The following is a 24,840-nucleotide window of genomic DNA, read 5'->3' as shown; positions in this document are numbered from 1 at the left end:
AGCACTACTAGCGACGCGACCCAGAACGTTGGCAGGTAATTCACGCTCAGTGGGACGGCTCGCCGCGAATTCCCGGCAACGTTCCGGGCCACACCACTGGAGACGCCACGTTGGCGCGGTCTCTTCCACTGCGCCGATGTCATCGCCGCGCCACCCGCGCCGGGCCGCGTGCCCGGTGCGGGTCCGCTGGAACCACTCACAGATCGCCGGGAACCAAGTAGGCCGCATGACCGACAATCTCCACGTGGACTGCAGCACCTGCCGTGAAGCCCTGTCCGCCCGACTCGACGGGGAAGACGAAGGCGTGCCCACCGACCAGGTGGACGCGCACCTGGAGACGTGCACGTCCTGCCAGGAGTGGCAGGAGGCCTCCACAACGCTGACCCGCGCACTGCGCGTGCGTCCGGCCACTCCGGTGCCGGACCTGGCCGCGGCGATCCTCGACGCGGCACCCCCGATCACCCCGCCCGCACCAAGCGGCTGGCTGCCCAGGACGTTGCTGGGCGGTGTCGCGGTCGCCCAGCTGACCCTCGGACTCGCCCAGGTGCTGGGCACCGGCACGTCCGTGCACGGCTCCCACGCCACCGGTGTCGACAGCAGCCACCTCTTCAACGAGAGCACCGCCTGGAACCTCGCACTCGGCCTCGGCCTGCTCTGGACCGCGCTGCGCCCCTCCGCGACCGCGGGCATGCTGCCTGTCACAGCGGCGTTCGTCGCCGTGCTGATCCCCTACTCGACCAGCGACCTGATCAACGGCACCGCCACCGCGAGCCGCGTCCTGACCCACTCGCTGCTGGTCGCCGCACTCGCTCTGCTGGCACTGGTGCACTTCCGCGACCGGGACCCCGGCGGCCGCACACCGTTGCAGGACACCGACTCCACCGACACCACCGGCTCATCCGACACCCCGCGGCTGGCCGAACAGCCAAGCCCCCGCCGCCGCATCCGGCTACGGCCGGTCAGCCGCCGCCACGCAGCCTGACCGTGGCCGGCCCGAACGGTGCGAAATGGGCTGTCGGCGCGGCCATCGCCCTGCGACGCCGACCACCTGACAGCGGCTCGAGGACATCACGGGCAGCGGTGTTCCGTTGACACCCCGTCAACCGACCGCCGACACGACCGCGGACCCGCGGGCGGTGTCAGCAGCATCAGCGATGACGTCCCTGATCAGGTCCGCGATCTCGCACCACTGCGCGGGGGTGAGCGTGAGTGGCGGAAACAGCTTGAGGACCGAGCCGTTGCCCGAAGTCTCCGCGATGACCCCGGCCCTGAACAGCCCGTCGCGCACGGCGCCCGCAAGATCCGCGTCCGGGAACCGAAGTCCGCTCATCGCGCCGCGGCCGACGAGGGTGAGCCCGTGACCGGGCAGCTGCGCGACGATCTCCGTCAGCGTCTGCCTGATCACCCCGGCGAGGTCGGCCACCCGGCCCGCGAAGTCCGGGTCCGCCCAGAGATCGAGTGCGGCGGAACCGGCCACGAACGCCAGGTTGTGGCCGCGGAACGTGCCGTTGTGCTCACCGGGCGCCCACCGGTCGAGCTCGCGCCGGATGAGCAGCGCCGCCATCGGCAACCCCATGCCGCTCAACGACTTCGACAGGCAGACCAGGTCGGGTCGCAGCTCGGGGAACTCCTCGAAGCTGAAGAACCTGCCGGTGCGCCCGCAGCCCGCCTGCACGTCGTCCACGATCACGTGGGCGCCGAGGCGGTCGGCCAGTCGGCGCACCCGGCCCAGCCACGGCCGGGTCGCGGCGTTCAGGCCGCCCTCGCCCTGGACGGTCTCCAGGATGAACGCGGCGGGCACCGGTCCGGAAAGGACAGCGGACTCCAGCTCGGGAGTCGAGTCGTACGGCAGGATCGTCACGTGCGGCAGCGGCGTGCCCGCCCCGCCGCGCAGCAGCGGTGACGTCGTCGCGGCCAGCGAACCCAGTGAGGCGCCGTGGAAACCACCGCGGAACGCCACGACGTGCGTGCGGCCGGTGACCTTGCGAGCGAGCTTGAGCGCCGCCTCGACGGCGAGCGTGCCGGCGGGTCCGGGGAACTGGACCACGTAGTCGCTCATCCCCTTGGCGTCCAGCAGCTGGGCGAACTTCTCCAGGAACTCCGCTTTCGCGCGGGTGTGCAGGTCCAGTGACTGCACCGGGCCGCCCGCGGTGAGGTAGTCGACGACCCGGCGCACCATCTCGGGGTGGTTGTGCCCGTAGTTCAGCGCTCCGGCGCCGCACAGCAGGTCGACGTACCGGCGGCCGGACGTGTCCCACAGGTGGTGCCCGCTCGCCCGTTCGAACACGACCGGAAAGCTGCGGCAGTAGCTGCGCACGGCGGACTCGCGCGCCGCGAAGATCTCGTGCATCTCACTTCTCCAGAACGGTGGTGTCGCCCGGCCGGTGGTCACGCGACCGGCGCAGGTCCGCGAAGGCGAAGGTCCGCTGCAACCAGCGGTCCGCGCCGTCGTAGCGGGGCACGAACTCGGAACGGCCGTGCAGCGTCACGCGGTTGTCGACGACGGCGAGATCGCCCGGACGCAGCCTGATGCCGGTGTAGTGCCGCGCGATCGCGGCGCGCAGGTCGGCCAATGCCGTGGCGGCCTGGTCGGTCAGCGGACTGGTGGCCACCTCGTCGAGGCACAGGTCCGGGTCGGCGGGGTCGCCGGCCAGGACGGCGTGCAGGGAGCCTCGCCCGTTGCCGCCGAACGACGGTGGCGCGGCGGTGAGGAAGTCCGGCTTCGCCAGCGCGGCGCGGGTGGCGGCGCTCAGCTCGGCCAGCGCGGTGCGGATGCAGAACGTGCGCAGCTCGGCCACGCCGTCGTGGTCCGCGCGCAGGCACAGCAGCATCACGAAGTCCGGCCGGTGCTGGTGGAAGGCGTTTTCCGTGTGGAACGTCAGCTCGACCGACCCGGTGTTGCCCTGCACCTTCTCCTCACCGGGTACCGGGACCACGTCCTGCACCAGGGCACCGGACTTCTCGGCGGCGAACGCGGCCGGGTCACCGAGGCCGTGTGCGACCAGTGCCAGCACGGCGGCGCCGACGGTCGGCGTGTGCTGCACGGACCCCTTCACCATCGGCGTCGGCGGGACGTCCCCGATCGGCAGTCCGCTGAGGACGAGCCGCCCGTCGGGTCCGGAGTGCCGGCGGAAGTCGCTGATCTCACGGCGCAGTGCAGCCGGGGTGTCCTCCCAGGACCGCCGCGCCCGTGCGACCCAGCACGGGGCGTCGACCCGGTCGCCGTAGGAGGCGAGCGTGCGGGCGACCCCGTCGAGAACCGCGAGGTCGTCGGCACCGAGCAGGTGTTCCGCGGTGATCATTCGGCCATCGCCTCGATCAGGCTCTGGGGGCGCAGGTCGGTCCAGTTGCGCTCGACGTGCTCCAGGCACGCGGCGCGGCTGTCCGGGCCGAAGACGACCCGCCAGCCGTCCGGCACAGCGGCGAACTCGGGCCACAACGAGTGCTGGCCCTCGTCGTTGACCAGCACGAGGAACACACCGTCGGGGTTGTCGAAGGGGTTGGTCACGGGTTCGTCCTCTCGGTGAGGCGGGCGAGCAGCCCGCCGATCTCGGTGGCGGGCCGCTCGTCGAGCAGTCCGTCGTGGGTGGCGTCGACCGGGTGCACGTCGACGTGCCCGGTCACGTGGGGGCGCCAGAGTTCTGGCGAGCGCGGCGTGTCGCCGTCCGCGAGGCGGGTCGCCCGGACGAACACGACGTCACCGTCGAAAACGCGTGGGACGTGCCGGGCGGCGATGGCGTCGTTGTTGACGAACACCGCTCTGGCCGCCCGCAGCAGGCGCGGATCAGCAAGTTCCTCCGGCACCCGCACTCCGTCGAGCAGGTCGGACTCGGAGCGCCGCGGCGCGAACGGATCCCGCGGGTACGGGTCGAGCAGGGCCAGGAAGGCGATCTCGGCACCGGACTCCTGCAGCTGCACGGCGATCTCGTGGGCCACGAGCCCGCCGAACGACCAGCCGACGATCCGGTACGGCCCGTCCGGCTGCACGCTGCGGATCCGCTCGACCTGGCGAGCAGCCATCTCGGCGATGCTGCCGGGCAGGCGTCCGGTGCCGTCGAGACCGTCGGCCTGCAAGCCGTACAACCCGAACGCGCCGTGCCGGCCGAGCCTGGTGTACGGCCAGCTGAGGCCGCCGAGCGGGTGCACGCAGAACAACACGGGGCCGCCGTCGCGCAGTTTCACCAGCGGTGCCAGCGGATCCGGCGCGTCGTGCAGCCTCGTCGCGAGGCCGGCCACCGTCGGCGACTCGAACACCGTACGCAGCGTGAGGGTGCCACCCAGCTCCGCACGAATCCGGGTCACCAGGCGCGCGGCGGTGAGCGAATGCCCTCCCAGCGCGAAGAAGTCGTCCTCCGCGCCGACCTCCGGCAGGCCGAGAAGCTCGGCCACCAGTGGGCACAACGCCCGTTCGATGTCGTTCTCCGGGCCACGGCTCCCGACGGTCCACTGTGGAGCGGGGAGCTTCGCCCTGTCGATCTTACCGCTGGTGGTGCGCGGAAACTCGGTGATCGTCACAACAGCCGGCACCAGGTGCGCGGGCAGCCTGGTGGCGAGATCGTGCCTCAGCCGCACGGGATCCACGTCGCCGGTGACGTAGCCGACGAGCCGGTCGTCGCGCAGCACCACCACGGCCTGCTCGACACCGGGCGCCGCGACCAGTGCGGCCTCGATCTCACCCGGCTCGACCCGCACGCCGCGCACGTTGAGCTGGTGGTCGGCGCGGCCGGCGAAGTGCAGCCGGCCGTGGCGGTCCCAGCGGGCGAGATCGCCGGTGCGGTACATCCGGGTGCCCGAGCCGAACGGGTCGGCGACGAAACGTTCGGCCGTGAGTGCCGGGGCGTTCACATAACCGCGGGCCAGCGGGAGACCGGTCACGTACAGCTCGCCGGGGACACCGGGCGGAACCGGCCGGAGGCGGTCGTCCAGCACGTGGACGCCGGCGTTGTCGATCGGGGCGCCGATCGGCACGAGCGGGCGGTCGCCGGGGTCGCCGTCCCAGACGGTGGCGTCGCAGGTGACCTCGGTGGAGCCGTACTTGTAGTACAGGCCGCCGAGCCGGTCGGTGAGGTCGCGGGTGAGCGCCTCGCCGCCGACGAAGATCCGCTTCAGCTCGGGCAGTTCGCCCAGCGCCAGCACTGTTTCCAGCATCGACGGGACGAAGTGGACGGTCGTCACGCCGTGCCGCTTCATCACCTCGACGAGGTATCCCGGGTCGCGGTGCCCGCCCGCCTCCGCGACGACGGTGGTCGCGCCCGTCTGCAGCGGCCAGAACAGCTCCCACACCGACACCGTGAACCCGGCGGGCGTCTTGTGCAGCACGCGGTCACCCAGCTCCAGCCGGTAGGTCCGTTGCAACCACGCGAGGTGGTTCACCACCGACCTGTGCGACACCACGACACCCTTGGGCCTGCCGGTCGAGCCGGAGGTGAACAGCACGTACGCCGCGTTGTCCGGGTCGATCCGGACCTCCGGGTCGTGGTCGGGGAACTTCACGCTGGCCGTCACGACGTCCGGTGTGACCACAATGGACACTTTGGCGTCCGCGCGCATCGCCTCGGCTCGGTCGGCCGGGGCGTCCACCGGGGTGTAGGCGGCACCGGTCTTGATCACCGCGTGGGCCGCGACGACCAAGTCCGCCGACCGCGGCACCTCGAGCGCCACCACCGACTCGGGGCCGGCACCCTCGGCGATCAGCAGGTGCGCCAACCGGTTCGCCCGGCGGTTCAGCTCCGCGTAGGTCAGCTCCTCGGAGTCGCTGACGACGGCGATCGCGTCCGGGGTTTCACGGACAGCGCGGGCGAACAGGTCGGCCAGCGTCGCTTCCGGCAGTGCGACGGTTGTCCCGTGCCGCACCGGTTCACCCGGCAGCAGCACGTCCAGCTCGCTGATCGGCGCGTCCGGACGGGTCGCCGCCTGGTCGAGGACGCGGAGGAACCGTTCGGCGAGCGACGCGACCGTGTCGTGGTCGAAGAGCCCGGCCGGGTACTGGATCTCGCCGGTCAGTCCGCCGTCCGGATGCTCGGTGAGGCCGACGGACAGGTCGAACCGCGCGGACGGCAGGCTCACCTCGACCGCTTCACCGTCGAGCCGGGTGTCCCCGCCGCCGACGCGGTAGGACAGCATCACCTGGAACAGCGGATGCCGTCCGGCCGAACGTGGCGGGTTGAGCACCTCGACAAGCCGTTCGAACGGCGTGTCCTGGTGTTCGTAGGCGTCGAGCGCGGTGTCCCGCATCCTGCCGAGCAACTCGGCGAACGTCGGGTCGCCGTCCGTCCGCGTCCGCAGCACCAGCGTGTTGAGGAAGCAGCCGACCAGGTCGTCGAGCGCCGCGTCGGACCGTCCGTGCACCGGCACGCCGATCGGCAGGTCGGTGCCAGCGCCCATCCTGGTCAGCAGGGCGGACAGACCGGCGAGCACGACCATGAACGTGGTGGCGTCGGCGCTGATCCCGGCCAGCCTCGCGTGCAGCTCCCGGCTGATCTCGAGCGGCACGGCGCCCGCACCCGCCACGAGTACGGACCGCGGGCGGTCGGCGGGCAGGTTCAGCTCCTCCGGCAGCCCGGCCAGGGTGTCCGCCCAGTACCGCTCGTCCAGCGGCAGTCGCCGTTGCCAGAGCGCGAAGTCCGCGTACTGCACCGGAAGCGGCGTCCACCGCGGTGCCTCGCCCGTGAGCCGGGCGTGGTAGGCGGTCATCAGGTCACGGGTCAGCGGTGCCATCGACTGGCCGTCACCGGCGATGTGGTGGAGCAGCAGGAGCAGCACGGCCTCGCCGCCGTCGTGGAACACCCAGGCGCGCAACGGAGGTTCGGCCGCGAGGTCGAACGGGTGCGCCGCCGCGGAGGCCAGGGCCCGGTCGTCCCACGGTGCCTCGGTCAGCCTGGGTGCCGTGCCCGCGGGCAGCACGATCTGCTCGTCGTCGCGGAACACGGTCCGCAGCACCTCGTGCCGGTCGGCCACGTCGGTCAACGCGAGCCGCAACGCCGCGACGTCCAGATCGCGCAGCCTCAGCGCGAGCGGCATGTTGTAGGCCGCGGACGGGCCTTCCAGCCGGTGCAGGAACCAGAACCGCTCCTGGGTGTACGACAGCGGCAACCGCTGCGGCCGCTCCCCCGCCACCAGCGCGGGCAGGGTGATCCCGGTGAGCCTGGGCGCCAGCCGTGCGGGAGTGCGGGCCTCGAACACCTCCCGCACCGAGACCTCCGCACCCAGCCGGGCACGGACGCCGTTGACCAGCTTGGGCACCAGCATCGAATGCCCGCCGAGGGCGAAGAAGTCGTCGTCCCGGCCCGCCGAACCCAGCTGCAGCACCTCGGCGAACACCTTGCACAGCACGGCTTCGGCGTTGTTGCGCGGCTCCGCACAGGGCCGGATCTCGGCGGCGGGAGCGGGCAGCGCCCTGCGGTCGATCTTGCCGCTCGTCGTCAAAGGCAGCGCGTCGAGAACCACAATCCGTTGCGGCACCATGTGTTCCGGCAGCATCGTGGCCACCTCGGCGCGCACGTCCGTGCCACCGACCACGTACCCGACCAGCAGGTCGTCACGCACCACCACGGCGGCCGCAGAGACGCCCGCGCAGGCCGTGAGCGCCGCCTCGACCTCACCGGGCTCGACCCGCATCCCGCGCACCTTGACCTGGTCGTCGGTGCGCCCGACGTACTCCAGCACTCCCTTGCGCCACCGGGCCAGGTCGCCGGTGCGGTACATCCGGGTGCCGGAACCGAACGGGTCGGCCACGAACCGCGCCGCCGTGTCACCGGGCCGCCGGTGGTACCCGCGGGCGAGCCCCGCGCCGGCCAGGTACAGCTCACCCGTGACGCCGTCCGGCAACGGCCGCAGGTTCCGGTCCAGCACGTACGCGGCGACGTTGCCGATCGGCCGTCCGATCACCGGCCTGGGGTGCTCGGCCAGCCACGCCGTGACGGCGTCCACCGCGCACTCGGTGGGGCCGTACAGGTTGATCGCGGTGACGCCGTTGTCGCGCAACGTCCGCCACAGGTCCCGATCCACCGCCTCGCCGCCGAGCGCGAGCACCTCGAGCGGCAGCGGCCCGGTCGCCAGCAACAACCGGACGTGCGAAGGGGTGCTCTGCATGACGTCGATGTGCTGCTCGGCGAGGTGGGCGACCAGTGCTTCCGGGTCACGCCGCACCTCGTCGCCGACGACGTGCAGTTCGTGACCCGCCAGCATCCACAGCACCGGGACCCACGACGCGTCGAACGTCAGCGGCGCGACGAGCGCGACCCGGCACCGGTGGTCGCGGAACAGGTTCGCCCGGTGCTGGTGGAAGAGGTTGACGATCGCCCGGTGCTCGACGGCGGCTGCCTTCGGTGTCCCCGTCGAGCCCGACGTGTGCAGGACGTAGGCCAGATCGCCGGGCACGGGCACCGCGGGCTCGGCCTCGGGACCGGCCAGCTCCGCGTCGAGCACGAACGTCGCGTCCTCCAGCAACCGCCGCACCCTTGCCTCGGGCGCCGTCACGTCGATCGGCAGATACGCCGCCCCAGCGGCCATGACGCCGAACATCGCGACGATCACGGCAGCCGATCGCGGCAACCGCACCGCGACGACGTCGCCACGACCGATGCCGCGTCCCGCCAGCACGCGCGCCAGCCGCAGGACACGCTCCTGCAGCTGCGCGAACGTCAGCGTCTCGTCGGCGACCACCGCGACCGCGTCCGGCGTCCGGATCACCTGGGCCAGCAGCAGTTCCGGCAACGTCCCGGTCACGGTCACCGGCGTCGGCCCGGCCGGTCGTCGCACCAGGTCGGCGAGTCGCACCGGCTGGTCCGGCGTGGTCACGAGCGCGGTGAGCAACGCCGTGAAGCTCGCCGCGATCGCCTCGGCCGTCTCGACGTCGAACAACCCCGTGTCGAACTCCACGACGCCGGTCACGCCGTCACCGGCCGGCGTCAGCTTCAGCGTCAGGTCGAACTTCGCGGCGCCCGTACCACCGGCGCTCTCCACCACCACGCCGAGGTCGCCGAGCTCCGCGGCGGGCGGCAGCACCGACAGCAACACGCGGAACAGCGGTGCGCCACCGGGAGCCAGCTCGGCGACGACCGCGTCGAACGGTACGTCGGCGTGTGCGAACGCGGCCAGGTCCGCGGCGCGAACGCGGTGCAGCACCTCGCGGAACGTCGGGTCACCGGTCAGATCCGTGCGCAGCGCGACGGTGTTGACGAAGTAGCCGACCAGGTCCTCCAGCCGCCGGTCCGGACGACCGGACACGGGCGTCCCGATCACGACGTCGTCACCGGAACCGAGACGCTGCAACAACACCGAGAGCGCCGCGTGCAGCACGGTGAACTCCGTGCAACCGTGTTCCCTGGCGAAGTCCGCGACCGAAGGCAGCGTCACCGGGACGCGTTCCGCGGCACCGCTGGGCAACGGCCGGTCCACCGGCAGCTGTTGCTCCGCCGCGCCTTCCAGCGTGCGGCGGAAGAACGCGATCCCGTCGTCCGAAGACACGCTTTGCTGCCACAACGCGAAGTCCGCGTACTGCAGAGACAACGGCGCCAGCGCGGCCGCGGTCACGTCGACGCGGGCGCGGTAGGCGGTGGCCAGGTCACGTGCGAGCGGCCCGAACGACCAGTCGTCGCCCGCGATGTGGTGCAGCACCAGCAGGAGCACGAGTTCGTCACCGCAGCGGAACACGGTCGCGCGCAACGGCGTCTCCCGCGTCAGGTCGAACCCGCGGGCGATCTCGGCCCGCACGGCCTCGGCCAGGTCGTCCACCCGCACCGTCTCGACGTCCAGCGCCGCCGGTCGCACCAGCTGGCAGGGCTCACCGTCGAACTCGGGGAACAGCGTGCGCAGCACCTCGTGCCGGGTCACCACGTCGACGAGCGCCCACTTCAACGCCCCGAGGTCGACCTCGTCCGACAGCCGCACCACCACCGGCATCGAGTACCTGGCCGAGGCCGGGTCGAGGCGGTTGAGCAACCACAGGCCGCGCTGGACAGGAGCGAGCGGGACGCGCTCCGGCCGGGGCAACGACCCCAGCTCCGGTCGCTTCGCCCGCACCTCGCCGTCCGTCGCCGCGGTCAGCAACGCGGGAGTCGGCGCGGTGAACAGCGTCGTGACGCCGATGTCACCGCCCAGCTGGGCACGTACTCGGTTGACGACCTGTGCGGCGAGCAGGGAATGCCCGCCCAGCGCGAAGAAGTCGTCGTCCACACCCACCTGTTCCAGGCCGAGCACCTCGGCGAAGATCTCGCACACGACCCGTTCGGCCTCGTTGGGGACGCGCCCCGAGGTCGTGCGCGGCTCGGGCAGCCGGGAGCGGTCGAGCTTTCCGTTGGGGCTCAACGGGATCTCATCCAGCTCGACGAACGCCGACGGCACCAGGTGTGCGGGCAGCAGCGTCGAGAGGGCAGCCCGCAGTTCGCCAGGACGCAGGGGCCGCGACGGCACGACATAGGCGACCAGCCGTCCGTCCCGCACCACCACGGCGGCCTGCCGCACACCGTCCACTTCGGACAGAACGGCCTCGGTCTCGCCCGGTTCCACCCGGAACCCGAGGATCTTCACCTGGTCGTCGACGCGGCCCGCGTACTCCAGCCGGCCGTCCGCCCAGCGCGCCCGGTCGCCGACGCGGTACATCCTCGTGCCGGAGCTGAACGGGTCGGCGACGAACCGTTCAGCGGTGAGTCCTGGCTGGTCGCGGTAGCCACGCGCGATGCCGGCTCCGGCCAGGTAGAGCTCACCCCAGACGCCTTCGGGCACGGGCCGCAGCCACCCGTCGAGCACGTAGGCCCGCGCGTTGGCGATGGGCGTGCCGATCGGCACCGGGCCGTCGCCCTCCCCGACCTCGAAGACGACGCAGCCCACGGTCGCCTCGGTGGGCCCGTACTCGTTGATCACCAGCGCGTCCGGGTTGCGCTCCCGCCAGCGCCGCACCACCTCGCCGTCCAGCGCTTCACCGCCGACGACCAGGTTCTTCGCCCGCGGCAGGTCCGTCAGCCGCAGGTGGCTGGGCGTGACCTTGAGCAGGTCGGTGTCGCGGTCGAGCCCGCCGAACCGCACGCGGCCACCCGTGATCAGCGGGGTGAACAGCGTGGTCACCGGCATGTCGAACGCGACCGATGAGTGGATCACCGACTCGCCGGCCGCGGCCGGGTAGAGCCGGACCGCCTCGTGCAGGTACGCGGCGAGTGACGCGTGCTCGACCACGACGCCCTTCGGTCGTCCGGTCGAGCCGGACGTGTGGATCACGTACGCCGCGGACCTCGGGTGCACCGCGACGTCGAGCCGTTCCGCGTCGTGGGCGTCCAGCCCGTCGAACGTGTCCGGCGTGATCACCTGATGGGCACCGGCGGTCATCTGCTCGATGCGCGCCAACGGGTACGAGTCGTCAACCGGCACGTAAGCGGCACCGGACTTCAGCACCGCGAGCAACGCCACCAGCAGGTCGGCCGACCTGGGCAGCACCACCGCGACCAGCTCGCCGCGACCGAGCTTGCGCGCCAGCCGGTTCGCCCGCGCGTCCAGTTCGGCGTAGGTCAGCGCCTTCGTGTCATCGAGCACCGCGATCGCGTCCGGTGTGCGGTCCACCTGCTGCTCGAACAGCTCGGGCAGCAGCGCACCGGGCAGTTCCGCGGCGGTGGCGTTGCGCGTGACCACCAGGTCCTCGCGCTCGGCCTCCGAGAGCAACGGCAGGTCGGCGATCCGAGTTCGCGGATCCGTGACCGCCGTGTGGAGCAGCCGCAGGAACCGCTCGACGAGCGCCTCGACGGTGCCTCGGTCGAACAGGTCGGTCGCGAACTGCACGGACCCCGCACCGTCCGGGCGCAGCGCCATCAGCAGGTCGAACTTCGCCTGCCCGCCACCGGCTTCGAGCAGTTCGGTCTCCAGCCCTGGCAGCTCGGGCGCGCCGCTGCCGTGGTCCATCGACAGCATCACCTGGAACAACGGGTGCCGCGCCGCCGACCGCGCCGGGTTGACGGCCTGCACCAGCCGGTCGAACGGCACGTCCGCGTGGGTGTAGGCGTCGACGTTCGCGCCCCGCACCCGCAGCAGCAGCTCGCTGAACGACGGGTTGCCCGACAGGTCCGTGCGCAGCGGCACGGTGTTGGTGAACAGGCCGACCAGGTCCTCGAACACGGTGTCCCGCCGGGTGTCGACCGGGGCGCCGAGCACGATGTCCTCCCCCGCGCCGAGCCGGCCGAGCAGCACCGCGAGTGCGGCCTGCAGCACCATGAACTCGCTGATGCCGAAGTGGCACAACGCGGCCAGCGCCGCACGCGTGCACTCCGGCACCTGGAACGGCACCGCGTCCCCGCGGAACGACTGCACCGCCGGTCGCGGCCGGTCGGTGGGCAGCTCGATCTCCTCCGGCACCCCGGCGAGCACGGCGGTCCAGTGCCTCAGCGCCTCGTCCTGCCCGTCCTGGTGGCGCAGGGCGTAGTCGGCGTACTGCGCGGGCAGCCCGGTCCACTGTGGAGCTTGGCCGGATCGCCTTGCCGCGTAGGCGGTCTGCAGGTCGTGGGCCAGTGGCCGCATCGAGCCGCCGTCGCCCGCGATGTGGTGCAGGGTCACCAGCAGGACGTGCTCGTGCCCACCACCGGCCAGCACCGCGCGGATCGGGATCTCGGAGTCGAGCGCGAACGGCCGTTCCGCGTGGTCGTCGAGGTGGTCGACCACCTCGAACGGGACTTCGACGTTCTCCAGCACGACCTGCTGCGGGCCTTCGGGGTCGATGACCGTGCGGAGGATGTCGTGGCGGGCCAGGACATCGCCGAACGCGGCGCGCAGTGCGGGAACGTCCAGCTCGCCGCGCAGGCCCAGGGCGATCGGGATGGTGTAGGTCGCGGACGGGCCCTCCAGCTCGTACAGGAACCACATCCGGCGTTGAGCCGCGGACAGCGGCGCGCGGCACAAGCGTTGGGGCACCACGACTTCCTTCTCGGTGACCGGCTCCCCCAGCACCTCGCTCAGCGCCGCCACCGTCGGGTTCTCGAACACGTCCCGGATCGACACGTCCGCCGCGAACTCGTCCCGCAGGCGGTTCACCAACCGCGCCGCGAGCAGCGAATGGCCGCCCAGTGCGAAGAAGTCGTCGTGCGGCCCGATCTCCGCCACACCCAGCAGCTCCGCGAACGCGGCGGCGATCCGCCCGTCCGCCACCGCACTGGCGGCTGCGTGCGCCGGTGCGGGCAGCGCGGCCCGGTCGATCTTCCCGTTCGGCGTGCGGGGCAACACGTCCAGCGCGACGAACGTCGTCGGCACCATGTACTCCGGCAGCGTCGTCGCCACCGCGGCACGCACATCGTCCACGGTCCGGCCCGCCCGCAGTACGACGTACCCGACCAGGACGCCGTCCCGCACCACGGCCGCCGCCTCGGCGGACTCGGCGGACAGCGCCGCCTCGACCTCGCCCAGCTCGATCCGGAAACCACGGATCTTGACCTGGTCGTCGACTCGCCCGGCGAACTCCAGCAGCCCCTCGGAGGTCCACCGCGCCAGGTCGCCGGTCCGGTACATGCGCGAGCCGGCGGACCCGAACGGGTCGGCGACGAACCGTCCGGCCGTGAGCCCCGGACGACCCTGGTAGCCGCGCGTCACCAACGCGCCGCCCACGTACAGCTCCCCCACCGCGCCGATCGGCACCGGACGCAGCCGCGCGTCCAGCACGTGGACCTGCGTGTTCCAGGCAGGCCGGCCGATCGTGATCACGCCCGACGGCACCGGATCGCCCGGCGCGATGCGGAAGACGGTGCAGCCGACGGTGGTCTCGGTCGGGCCGTACTCGTTGAGCACGGTCGCCTCGGGGTTGCGGGCACGCCACGCGTCCAGCGCGTCACCGAGCAGCGACTCGCCGCCGAGCACCAGCTCCCGCGACGGCGAGAACTCGTCCTGCACCGCGTCGAGCAGCGCGAGGTGGCTCGGGGTCGCCTTGACGTAGGAGGGTTTGGTGACCGCGCCGGCGGGCCCGCTCGCCGTCCAGTTCACCAGTTCGACGCGGCCGCCGGAGATCAGCGGACCGTAGATGCCGGTGACCGTGAGGTCGAACGAGATCGGCGAGTGCACCAGCGCGTGGTCGCGCAGGCTCGCGTACTCGTCCAGCACCCAGGCCAGGTAGGCGATCACCGAGCGGTGCTGCACCACCACGGCCTTCGGCGTGCCGGTCGAGCCCGAGGTGAAGATCGCGTAGGCGGCGTTGTCGGGCAACGGACCGGGTGTGACGCGCGAGCTCGGTTCACCGGTGGCGCCGGGCGGCGCGGCGGGAGAGCCCGGCTGCGCGAGTTCACCGACGACGTCCGACAGCACCACCGGAAAGCCCGGCTGGGCGAGTTCCTCGGTGGTCACCACCGCGACCGGGCCGATGTCGCGCAGCATGAAGCCCAGCCGCTCAGCCGGATGCGCTGGGTCGAGCGGCAGGTACGCGGCACCGGTCTTGAGCACCGCCAGCACCGCGACGACGACCTGCTCGGACACCGGCAGCAGCACGCCGACGAACCGCTCCGGCCCCGCACCCAGCCCCACCAGGTGGTGCGCCAGGCGGTTGGCGCGCGCGTCCAGTTCGGCGTAGGTCAGCGTCGTGTCGCCGAAGACCACCGCGGGAGCGTCCGGGGTGCGGTCGGCCTGGGCCTCGAACAGCGACACCAGCGTGCCGAACGGCAGCTCGTGCGCCGTGTCGTTCCACGAGGCGAGCAGACGGCGTTCCTCCGCGCGCAAGGAGCTGATCGGCAGCGAAGGAGCCGCGACGGCAGCGGCCAGGACCTCCTGGAACGACGCCACGATCCGTTCGGCGGTCGCGCGGTCGAACAGGTCGGTCGCGAACTCCAGCACGCCGCGCACGCCGCCGGACGGTTGCTCGGCCAGGAAGAACGACAGGTCGAACTTCGCCGCCGCCAGCCCGAGCGGCAGCGGTTCCGCGGTCACGCCCGGCAGGTCGACCGCGATGGTCTCGTCGGCGTTGTTCCAGTTCAGGTTCACCTGGAACAACGGGTGCCGCGCGGTCGAGCGGCGCGGGTTCACCGCCTCGACGACCAGCTCGAACGGCACGTCCTGGTGCGCGTAGGCGGCCAGGTCGGCGGTCCGCACCCGGTCCAGCACCTCGGTGAACGCCGGATCGCCGGACAGGTCGGTGCGCAGCACGACGTTGTTGACGAAGAACCCGACCAGGTCGCGCAGCGCCTCGTCCGGCCGGCCCACGACCGGTGACCCGACGACCACGTCCTCGCCCGCACCGAGCCGGTGCAGCAACGTGGCGATCGCCGCGTGCACCGCCATGAACGGCGTGACGTGATGCGCTCTAGCCAGCTCGATTAGTCCACTGTGGACGTCAGAAGGAACGGTGAACTCCACGGTCTCGCCGTGATGGGACGGCACGACAGGCCGCTGCCGGTCGTACGGCAGCGCCATCTCCTCCGGCAGTCCGGCCAGCTCGGACGTCCAGAACGACACGTCCGGCGCTTCCCGTTGCCACACGGCGAAGTCCGCGTACTGCACGGGCAGCGGCCGCCAGTCCGGTTCGGCACCGCGCACCCGTGCGGTGTAGGCCGCCGTCAGGTCCGCCGCGAGCGGAGCCATCGAGGCACCGTCACCCGCGATGTGGTGCAGCACGATCAGCAGCACGTGCTCGTCCGGGCCGGCGGGGAACAACACGGCACGCACCGGTGCCTCACCAGCGAGGTCGAACGGCCGCGCCACCTCCTCTTCCAGGGAGGAACCGATCCGCAGCGCCGGGATCTCGGGCAGCAACACCTGGTGCGGGCCGAGCGAGTCCTCGGCGAACACCGTCCGCAGCACCTCGTGGCGCTGCCCCACGTCGGCCAGGGCAGCGGACAGCGCCGCCACGTCCAGCGCACCGCGCAACCGCAGCGCGACCGGCAGGTTGTAGGTCGCCGACGGACCTTCCATCTTGTGCAGGAACCACAACCGCTCCTGAGCGTGGGACAACGGCACCCGCTCACCGCGTTCCACCGCCACCACGCCGGCCCGCCTGGCCGAAGCCGTGGCGAGTTTCGGCGCGAGCGCCGCCACCGTGGTCGCCTCGAACAGCACGGCCAGCTCGACCTCCCGGCCGAACACCGACCTGATCCGCCCGGCCAGCCTGGTCACCAGCAGCGAATGCCCGCCGAGCGCGAAGAAGTCGTCGTCGATCGACACCGCGGGTACGCCGAGCACCTCGGCGAAGAGTCCACAGAGGATCTCCTCGTCGGGCGTGCGGGGAGAACGTCCTTCGGTGGCCGCGAACTCCGGCACCGGCAGCGCCTTGCGGTCCAGCTTGCCGTTCGGCGTGAGCGGCCACGTGTCCAGCTCGACGAACCGCGCGGGAACCATGTACTCGGGCAGCCGCGCGGCCATCCGCTCCCGCAGGTCGTCGTGGTCGACCGGGCCGGACGTGAGCAGGTAGCCGACGAGCCGCTGGTCGTGCACCGCGGCGGCGGCACGGGCGATCGCGGGATGCGCGGCCATCGCGTCCTCGACCTCGCCCAGCTCGACCCGGAACCCGCGCAGCTTGACCTGCTCGTCCGCGCGGCCCAGGTACTCCAGCTCGCCGCCAGCGGTCCAGCGCACCACGTCCCCGGTCCGGTACAACCGCTCTCCGGCCGCGAAGGGGTTCGCCACGAACCGTTCCGCGGTCAGCGCCGGACGGTCCAGGTAACCCCGCGCCAGCTGCACTCCGCCGAGGTAGAGCTCGCCGGGCACACCGGGCGCGACCGGCTCGAGCCAGCGGTCCAGCACGTGGACCGACGTGTTCGGCACCGGACCGCCGATCAGCACCACCTCGGCGTCCGGCACAGCCGCCCAGGCGGTGACGTCGACCGCGGCCTCGGTCGGGCCGTAGGCGTTGAGCAGCACGGCATCCGAACCGGCGCGGTGCCGCCGGACCAGGTCGGCGGGCAGTGCCTCGTCACCGGAGACGACGAGCCGCACCGACTCCGGCAGCGGCACCTCGTCCTGGTACGCCGCGAGCATCGACGAGCTCAGGTGCACGACCGAGACGGACTCCTCGCGCATCAGACGTTCCAGGTACACCGGATCGCGATGACCGTCAGGACGCGCGACGACGAGCGTGCCGCCGCGGGCCAGCGTCCAGAACACCTCCCACACCGACACGTCGAAGCTCACCGGCGTGGACTGCAGCACCCGCTCACCGGGCCGCAACGCGTGGTCGCGCTGCATCCACCACAACCGGTTCGCCATGCCCGCGACAGTGTTGACCGTGCCCTTCGGCCGGCCGGTCGAGCCCGAGGTGTAGATGATGTACGCGGCGTTGTCGGCGTGCGGCCGCACGCCGAGGTTCTCCGGCGACTCGTCAAGCGAGTCCACTTCGGACACCAGCAGCGCGGCGCCGGAGTCTTCGAGGATGTAGGAGATCCGGTCCGCCGGATACCCGGTGTCGATCGGCACGTACGCGGCACCGGTCTTGATCACGGCCCACAGCGCGATGATCAGGTCGACCGAGCGCGGCAGCATCACCGCCACCCGGGACTCCGGCCCGACCCCTCGCTTCCGCAACGACCGCGCGAACCGGTTCACCCGCGCGTTGAACTCGCCGTAGGTGACCCGTTCGCCCTCGAAGACGACGGCGACGGCCTCCGGGTCCTGCGACTCCAGCTGCTCGACGACCCACTGGCCGTCGGTCTTGACGATCGTGTCGTTCCAGCGCTCCAGCACCAGCGAACGCTCGTCCTCCTCCAGAACGTCCACTTCGGACAGCCGGAGCGAGGAGTCACCGGCCACCGCGGTCAGCACCTTCGTGAACCGCCGCGCGAAGCTCTCGATCGTGGTGTGGTCGTAGAGGTCGGTGGCGTACTCCAGCGTGCAGAGCAGCCCGCCGGTCTCGGTGAGCTGGCAGTCGAAGTGGATGTCGAACTTCGCCGTGCCGCTGGTCACCGGCCCGGCCTGCGCGCGGACACCCGGCAGGTCGATCTGGGCCTCGGTGAGGTCCAGCCAGGCGAGCATCACCTGGAAGAACGGGTGCCGCGACCGCGACCGTTCCGGGCTCAGCTCCTCCACCAGCCGTTCGAACGGCACCTCGCGGTGGGCGAACGCGCCCAGACCGGCCTCACGCACCCGGCCGAGCAGGGCGTCGAACGTCGGGTCACCAGAGGTGTCGATCCGGTAGACCAGGGTGTTGATGAAGACGCCGACGACGTCGTCCAGCACCGAGTCGGGGCGGTCCGCGATCGCGCCGCCGAGCGGGATGTCCTCGCCCGCGCCGAGCTTGGTCATCAGCGCGGCGGCCGCGGCCTGCAACACCATGAACGGCGTCGTGCGGGTGCGACCGGCGAGGTCGAGCAACCGCCGGTACAGCTCCGGGTCCACGTCGAAGTCGAGGTGACCGCCGCGGTGGGTGGCGATGGCCGGGCGCGTCCGGTCCGCCGGGAACGTCACCTCTTGGGGCAGCCCCTCGAGCGTGCGCGTCCAGTACTCGACCTGGCGCGGCAGGTCCACCGCCACGGTGTCTCGCTGCCACACCGCGAAGTCGGCGTGCTGCACCGCGAGCGGAGTCCACTCCGGCGCGGAACCCGCTGCCCTCGCGCGATAGGCAGCCGACAGGTCTTCGGCCATGGGCCGCAACGAGACACCGTCAGCCGCGATGTGGTGCACGACGAAGAGCAGCACGTGCTCGTCCGGACCGACCACGTACAGCGTTGCCAGCAACGGCAGATCGGTGGCCAGGTCGAACGCGTGCGCCGCGGCGGCGGCGAGATCCGGTGCCGGATCACGCACCAACGCCATCGTGAACTCGGCGTCGGCGGGCAGCACGACCTGGTGCGGACCGTGCTCGTCCTCCGGGTAGATCGTCCGCAACGCCTCGTGCCTGGCGATCAGGTCGCGCAGAGCCGCTTGCAGCGCGCGGACGTCCAGCTCACCGGAGAGCCTGATCGCGGCCGGGATGTTGTACGTGCCCGTGGCGCCCTGCAGCCGTTGCAGGAACCACATGCGTTCCTGCGCGAACGACAGCGGAATCCGCTCAGGTCGCGAACCGCCGGTGATCCCGGCGCGGCGCGGGCGGGAGCCGGAGAGCAGACCGGCGAGACCGGCGGCGGTCGGTGCCGCGAACACCTCGCGCAACGACAGCTCGACGCCGAACTCGTCGCGCACCCGGTGCACGAGCCGGATCATCATGATCGACGTGCCGCCGAGCGCGAAGAACTCGTCGTCGACCGAGATCTCGTCCACGCCCAGCACGTCCGCGGCGATGTGGCAGAGCTTCTCCTCCGCCTCCGTGCGCGGCGCCCGTCCGGTGGAGGTCCGCAGCGCGGTCTCGACCACTTGCCCGGCAAGCACTTCCACCTCCGGAAGCGCATGGCCGAACCCGGTCGACGCGGTGGTGAGCAGCTGGCCGAACATCGCCGCCACCGACTCGGCCCGCTCGTGGTCGAACACCCCGGTCTGGTAGGCGAGGCGGATCCGCAGGCCCGTCTCGGGGAAGACCGACACCGTGACCGGGTAGTGGGACCGCTCGGTCAGCTCGGCTTCGGCCAGCACCAGGTCACCGGCGCCGAGGTCGCTACCCAGCGGGTAGTTCTCCACGGCGAGGACGGTGTCGAACAGGGCGTCCAGGCCAGTTGTGCGGGTGATGTCGGCGAGGCCGAGGTGCTGGTGCGAGCGCAGCTCGTCCTCGGTGTGCCGCAGGTGGGTCATCACGTCGGCGAAGGTGTCGCCGGTGGCGAGCCGGACCCGGACCGGCAGGGTGTTGACGAACAGGCCGATCATCGACTCGACGCCGGGCAGCTCGGCGGGGCGGCCGGACGTCGTCGAGCCGAACACCACGTCATCACGGCCGGTGCAGGTCCGCAGCACGACCGCCCACAGGCTCTGCACGATCGTGCCGAGCGTGACCCCCTGCTCCGTGCCCGTCCTCAGCAGCGCCTCGGTCACGTCCGCAGGCAGCACGACCTCCACGTGGCCGTGGCCGGTCACCGCACGGCCCTGCGGCGCGATCCTGGTCGGACCGGTGAGCCCGGCGAGCGCGGATCGCCACGCGGCCAGGGAGGAGTCGCGGTCCTGCCGGGCGAGCCAGGCCAGGTAGTCGCGGTACGGCGCGGCGGGCAGCGGCTCGCCGCCGTGGTAGAGCGTCACGAGCTCGCGCACCAGCAACGGCAACGACCAGCCGTCGAGCAGGAGGTGGTGATGCGTCAGGACGAGACGATCACCGATCGCGGTGAAGCGCAGCAACGGCGGCCGCACGACGCTGAACCCCCGCGCCCGGTCGGCGACCAGGAACGCCTCGAAGTCGTCGCGCTCGTCCCACGGCACGGTCACGGCCGCCGGAATCGTCTGCACTGGCGCGCCGGTGGACCGGCTGCGGAACCCGGCGCGGAGGTTCGGGTGCCGTCGCAGCAGCTCACCGGCGGCAGCGCGCATCCGGGTGCGGTCGAAGCCACCGTCGAAACGCAGCACGAGCTGACCGACGTACGGGTCCTCCGCCTCGTACAGGGCCAGGAACAGCAGACCTTCCTGCAACGGTGACAGCGGCAGCACGTCGTCGATCCCGCGCAACCGGTCCAGCTCCTGCTGTCCGATGTGGACCAGCGGGACGTCGGACGGGGTGAGCCCACCGGAGGTGTCCTGGGCCAGCTCGGCCAGCGCCGCGCACCACTCGTTGGCGAGCTCGCGCACCGTCTCCTCGGTGAACAGGCCGCCGGGGAACGTCCACTCGGCGACCAGCACGCCGTCCCGCACGTGCGCGTTGATCTCCAGGCTGTGCGTGCACGGCATCCCGGGGTCGGTCAGCAGCCGCACGTCGCCGTCGAGTTCCCAGCCCAGCGCCGACGGCTCCAACCGGCCGAGGTAGTTGAACGCGATCTGCGGCGATCCGGTGACCCGGTCCCTGACCTCGTCGAACCGGTGGCCGAGGACCCGGCGCACGTCCTCCTTGGCGGTCTTGAGCGGGTGCCCGCCCGCCTCCAGCCGCACCGGATGGGTGCGGGTGAACCAGCCGACGGTCGCGGACAGGTCGAAGCCGAAGCCGTCTCGGCCGTGCGTTTCCCTTTCCACCACAACGGGACCGTCGCCCCGGTGACGGCGCACGGCCTGTGCCAGCGCGGCCAGCAGCACGTCGTCCGGAGTGGCGCGGTAGGCGTGGGGCAACGTGGTCAGCACGGTCTCGGTCAGTTCGCGGGACACGCTGACCGTGACCGTGCGGGCCGTACCGCGCAGGTCGGTCGCCGGGTCCAGCTCACGGGCGGCGAGCGGTGGAACACCGGCGAGAAGCTCGTTCCAGAAGGCGACGTCGTCGCCGGATTCGGTCGCGATGTGCCGTGCCCAGTGCCGCATCGAGGTCGTACGAGCGGACAACACCGGGGTGCGGTCCTCCGCCGCCGCGGTGAGCGCCTCGGCCAGGTCCGGCAGCAGGATCCGCCACGAGACGCCGTCGACCACGAAGTGGTGCAGCACCAGCAGAAGGCGGCTTTCACTGAAGACCGCCCGCACGACGACACCGTCGTGCACCGAGAGGTCGCGCTGTGCCTGGTGGAGCTGGCTGGTGAGGTCGTCGCTCTCGGCGCGGAACAGGCAGTCCTCCGCGCGCACCGCTCCGACCGATCTGATCTCGGTGCCGCGCAACCGAAGCGCGTCGTGCCGGTCCAGCACCGCCTGCAGCGCGGGCACGAGATCGGAGAACCGGGTGCCGGGCCGCAGGCGCAGCGGCACGGCCTGGGCGAACCCGTCGACCGGCCCGGTGAGCTCGCGCATCAACGGCGTGGCTGGGAACTCGCCGACCGCCTCGTCGGTGACCTCCGCTTCGACGGCCACCTCGGCGATCGCGGCGAGCTTGGCCACCGACCGCTGGTCGAACACGTCCCCGGCCCGCACCCCGACGCCACGGCCACGAGCCCGGCTGGCGAACTGGATGGCCGTGATGCTGTCCGCGCCCAACGCGAACAGGTCGTCGTCAATGCCGAGGTCCTGTCGTTGCAACAGTTCCGCGGCGATCGCCTGCAGCACCTCCTCCGTCTCCGTCACGGGAGCCCTGCCGGTCGCGGCGGGCTCGGGCAGCGCGGCGCGGTCCACCTTGCCGTTCGGCGTCACCGGAATCGCCGCCAGGGTCAGCACGACCTGCGGCACCATGAACGCGGGGAGGCGTTCGGCCAGCCAGTCCCGCGGATCTGTCCGCGGCGTACCGGTCACGTAGCCGACGAGCCGCCTCCCGCGCAGGTCGACGACCGCCTGCTGGACACCCGGCACGTTCGCCAGCGCGGCCTCGATCTCGCCCAGCTCGACCCGCTGGCCGTTGACCTTCACCTGGTGGTCGGCCCGTCCGACGAACTCCAGCAACCCGTCCGGCCGGCGCCGCACGACGTCACCGGTGCGGTACATCCGGCTGCCGCGCGGCCCGTGCGGGTCGGCGACGAACCGTTCCGACGTCAACGCCGGCCGATCGAGGTAGCCGCGCGCGAGCTGCGGCCCCGCGAGGTACAGCTCGCCCGTGGAGTCCGGACGCAGCGCCGAGTCCAGCACGTACGCCCGCGTGTTGTGCGTCGGTGTGCCGATCGGGATGACGTCCTGCTGCTCGCACGCCCACGACGTCGCGGTCACGGAGAACTCGGTGGGGCCGTACGAGTTGTGCAGTTGCGCCGCGCACTCGCGGACGAACCGTGCCACCAGACCGGCGGGCATCACTTCACCGCCGCAGCTCACCATCCGCAACGACGGCGTGTGTGTGTACTCGTCGAGGAACGGCCCGAGCATCGACGGCACGAAGTGGATGATCGTGACCTGCTCGTCGCGGACGAGCCGCGCCAGGTACGCCGGGTCGCGGTGGCCGTCGGGACGTGCCACCACGAGCGTCGCCCCGCGGGTCAGCGTCCAGAAGATCTCCCACACCGACACGTCGAACCCGATGGGCGTCTTGTGCACCACGCGGTCCGCGGGCGTGAGCACGTACTCGTCCTGCATCCACGACAGCATGTTCGCGATGCCCGCGTGCGTGATGACGGTCCCCTTGGGACGGCCGGTCGACCCCGAGGTGTAGATCAGGTAGGCCGCGTTGCCGCCGCGCACCGGGACGTTCAGGTCGGTGCCCGGTTCACCCTCCCCCAGCTCCGCGAAGTTCTCCTCGGAGATCACGACCGCGGCACCGGAGTCGGCCAGCACGAACGCGATCCGGTCCGCCGGGTAGCCGGTCTCGACCGGCACGTACGCGGCACCGGCCTTCAACACCGCCCACAACGAGACGATCAGGTCGATCGAGCGCGGCAGCAGTACCGCTACCCGTGACTCGACGCCGATCCCCCTGCGGCGCAACGCGTGTGCCATCCGGTTGGCGCGGACGTTCAGCTCCCGGTAGGTGATCCGCTCACCCTCGAACGCCACCGCCTCGGCATCCGGGTCCTGAGCCTGGAGCAGCTCGACGAAGCCACGCGGTTCCACGTCGTGCGCCGTGTCGTTCCAGCGGGTGAGCTCGTCCGGTTCGACGAGATCGACCGAACCGACGGTCAGATCGGGGTTGCCGGCCGCGGCCAGCATCTTCAGGTACTGCCCACCGTGACCGGCCACGCTTTCCGGCGTGAACCTGGCACGGTTCGCGCGCAGCAGGAGCTGGACACCCTCACTCGCCCGCGGGTCACCGAACGCGTTGAGCGCCAGGTCGCGCACCGGTCCGGCGGACAGCTGGCAGGCGGTCGACTCGACGTCACCGAACCGCAGGCCCGCCGCGGCGAACGACAGCACGTTGACGGCGGGTCCCAGTGCCTCGCCGCCCAGCTCGCGGCGCAGCTCGGCGGCCGGGAAGCGCTGGTGCCGCGCGGCCGTGCCGAGCCGCCCGGCCACCTGGGCGACGAGGTCGGCGAACGTGGTGGCAGGCGTGACGGTCAGCCACAGCGGCACCTCGTTGACGAGCATCGACGGCGTCGCCAGCGCGATGGGGCCGAGCCGGCCGGCCATGAGCACCCGCAGCACGACGTTCTGCGCGCCGGTGACGCGATGGGTGTACGCGGCCATCGCCGCGACGACGGTCAGCGGCCAGCGCGGCCCCGCGAGATCGTGGACGTGCGCGGTCCACGCGGGCAGGCTCAGGCCCAGTCCGGTGCCGGGGCCGCCCAGCTCGACGGGTTCGGGCAGCTCGGCGAACTCCGCGGTCCAGTACTCGCGATCGCGCTGGCAGCGGACCGATGCCCGATAGGTGTCCTCTTCGGACAGAACGGCGGCGAGCGAGCCGAACTCGCACGCCCCGGGCCGCTGCCCGGCGACCAGCGCGGTGTAGATCTCCGCGATGCGCCGGCAGTGCAGCACCTGACCGTAAGCGTCGAGCAGGATGTGGTGGTAGCGCAGGTAGAAGCGGTGCTCGCGAGGCGAGATCCGGAGTAGAACGTGCTGGAACATCTCGCCGTCGAGCGGGATCACCTCGGCCTGACGAGCGTCGATCCACTCGTCCGCCGCTGCCGTGTCGATCACGAGCAGTCCGCCCGCGATCGAGTCGTCGACGACCTGCCGCACCGGGTCTCCGGCGAACCGCACGCGCAGCGCGTCGGTCTCGGCCACCGCCTGCCGGACGGCGGCGTCCAGCAGCTCGGCGTCGACCGGGCCGCGGAGGTCGAAGCTGACGCCGCAGGTGAACAGCGGATCATCGGGGGTGAGCTGCTGCGCGGTCCAGACGGCGTGCTGCGCCGCGGTGAGGGGCAGGGTCACGACACCTTCTCCTCGATCATCGCGGTCAGCACGGTGGCGAGGGCGTCGATGCTCGGGTGGTCCCAGGTCAGCGCCGGGTCGAGCTCGAGCCCGAACTCGTCCTCGATGTCGGTCGAGATGGCGAGCGCGGTGAGCGAGTCGAGCCCGTACTCGGTGAGCGGCTGGGAGGTGTCGATGCCGTCGGCGTCACGGCGGAGGTAGGTGGCGACGCGCTGGATCAGCCACGTGCGGACGTCCTGCATGATGGTT

General features: G+C 71.8%; 6 protein-coding genes. 1 reads left to right on the top strand and 5 read right to left on the bottom strand.

What is annotated here, in order from left to right; all coding sequences use genetic code 11:
* Positions 1 to 226 precede the first annotated feature (226 nt).
* On the top strand, positions 227 to 982 hold the full coding sequence (locus tag UK23_RS21185) for a zf-HC2 domain-containing protein (RefSeq protein WP_052684884.1): 756 nt from the start codon (positions 227 to 229) through the stop codon (positions 980 to 982).
* 117 nt (positions 983 to 1,099) lie between these two features.
* On the opposite strand, the gene UK23_RS21180 is transcribed toward UK23_RS21185, so the two are convergent.
* From UK23_RS21180 to UK23_RS21160, 5 genes are read right to left on the bottom strand one after another with little or no spacing between them, the layout of a single operon-like run.
* Positions 1,100 to 2,350: a diaminobutyrate--2-oxoglutarate transaminase gene (locus UK23_RS21180; RefSeq protein ID WP_045313319.1), complete on the bottom strand. Its 1,251-nt coding sequence runs from the start codon at positions 2,348 to 2,350 to the stop codon at positions 1,100 to 1,102.
* Between the two features lies 1 nt (position 2,351).
* Positions 2,352 to 3,302 (bottom strand): TauD/TfdA family dioxygenase, encoded by a 951-nt coding sequence (locus UK23_RS21175; RefSeq protein WP_045313318.1) that lies wholly within the window; start codon positions 3,300 to 3,302, stop codon positions 2,352 to 2,354.
* The gene (locus UK23_RS21170) at positions 3,299 to 3,508 is read right to left on the bottom strand and encodes an MbtH family protein (protein ID WP_045313317.1); all 210 of its coding nucleotides are present in this window, start codon (positions 3,506 to 3,508) and stop codon (positions 3,299 to 3,301) included. The genes UK23_RS21175 and UK23_RS21170 overlap by 4 nt, the downstream gene beginning before the upstream one ends.
* Positions 3,505 to 24,591 (bottom strand): non-ribosomal peptide synthase/polyketide synthase, encoded by a 21,087-nt coding sequence (locus UK23_RS21165; protein WP_052684882.1) that lies wholly within the window; start codon positions 24,589 to 24,591, stop codon positions 3,505 to 3,507. Before UK23_RS21165 ends, UK23_RS21170 begins: the two co-directional genes overlap by 4 nt.
* The gene (locus UK23_RS21160; RefSeq protein WP_045313316.1) at positions 24,588 to 24,833 is read right to left on the bottom strand and encodes an acyl carrier protein; all 246 of its coding nucleotides are present in this window, start codon (positions 24,831 to 24,833) and stop codon (positions 24,588 to 24,590) included. The genes UK23_RS21165 and UK23_RS21160 overlap by 4 nt, the downstream gene beginning before the upstream one ends.
* Positions 24,834 to 24,840: the final 7 nt, after the last annotated feature.

It is taken from the genome of Lentzea aerocolonigenes (assembly GCF_000955955.1).
GTDB lineage: Bacteria > Actinomycetota > Actinomycetes > Mycobacteriales > Pseudonocardiaceae > Lentzea > Lentzea aerocolonigenes_A.
This window is presented reverse-complemented; position numbering and strand designations above follow the sequence as displayed.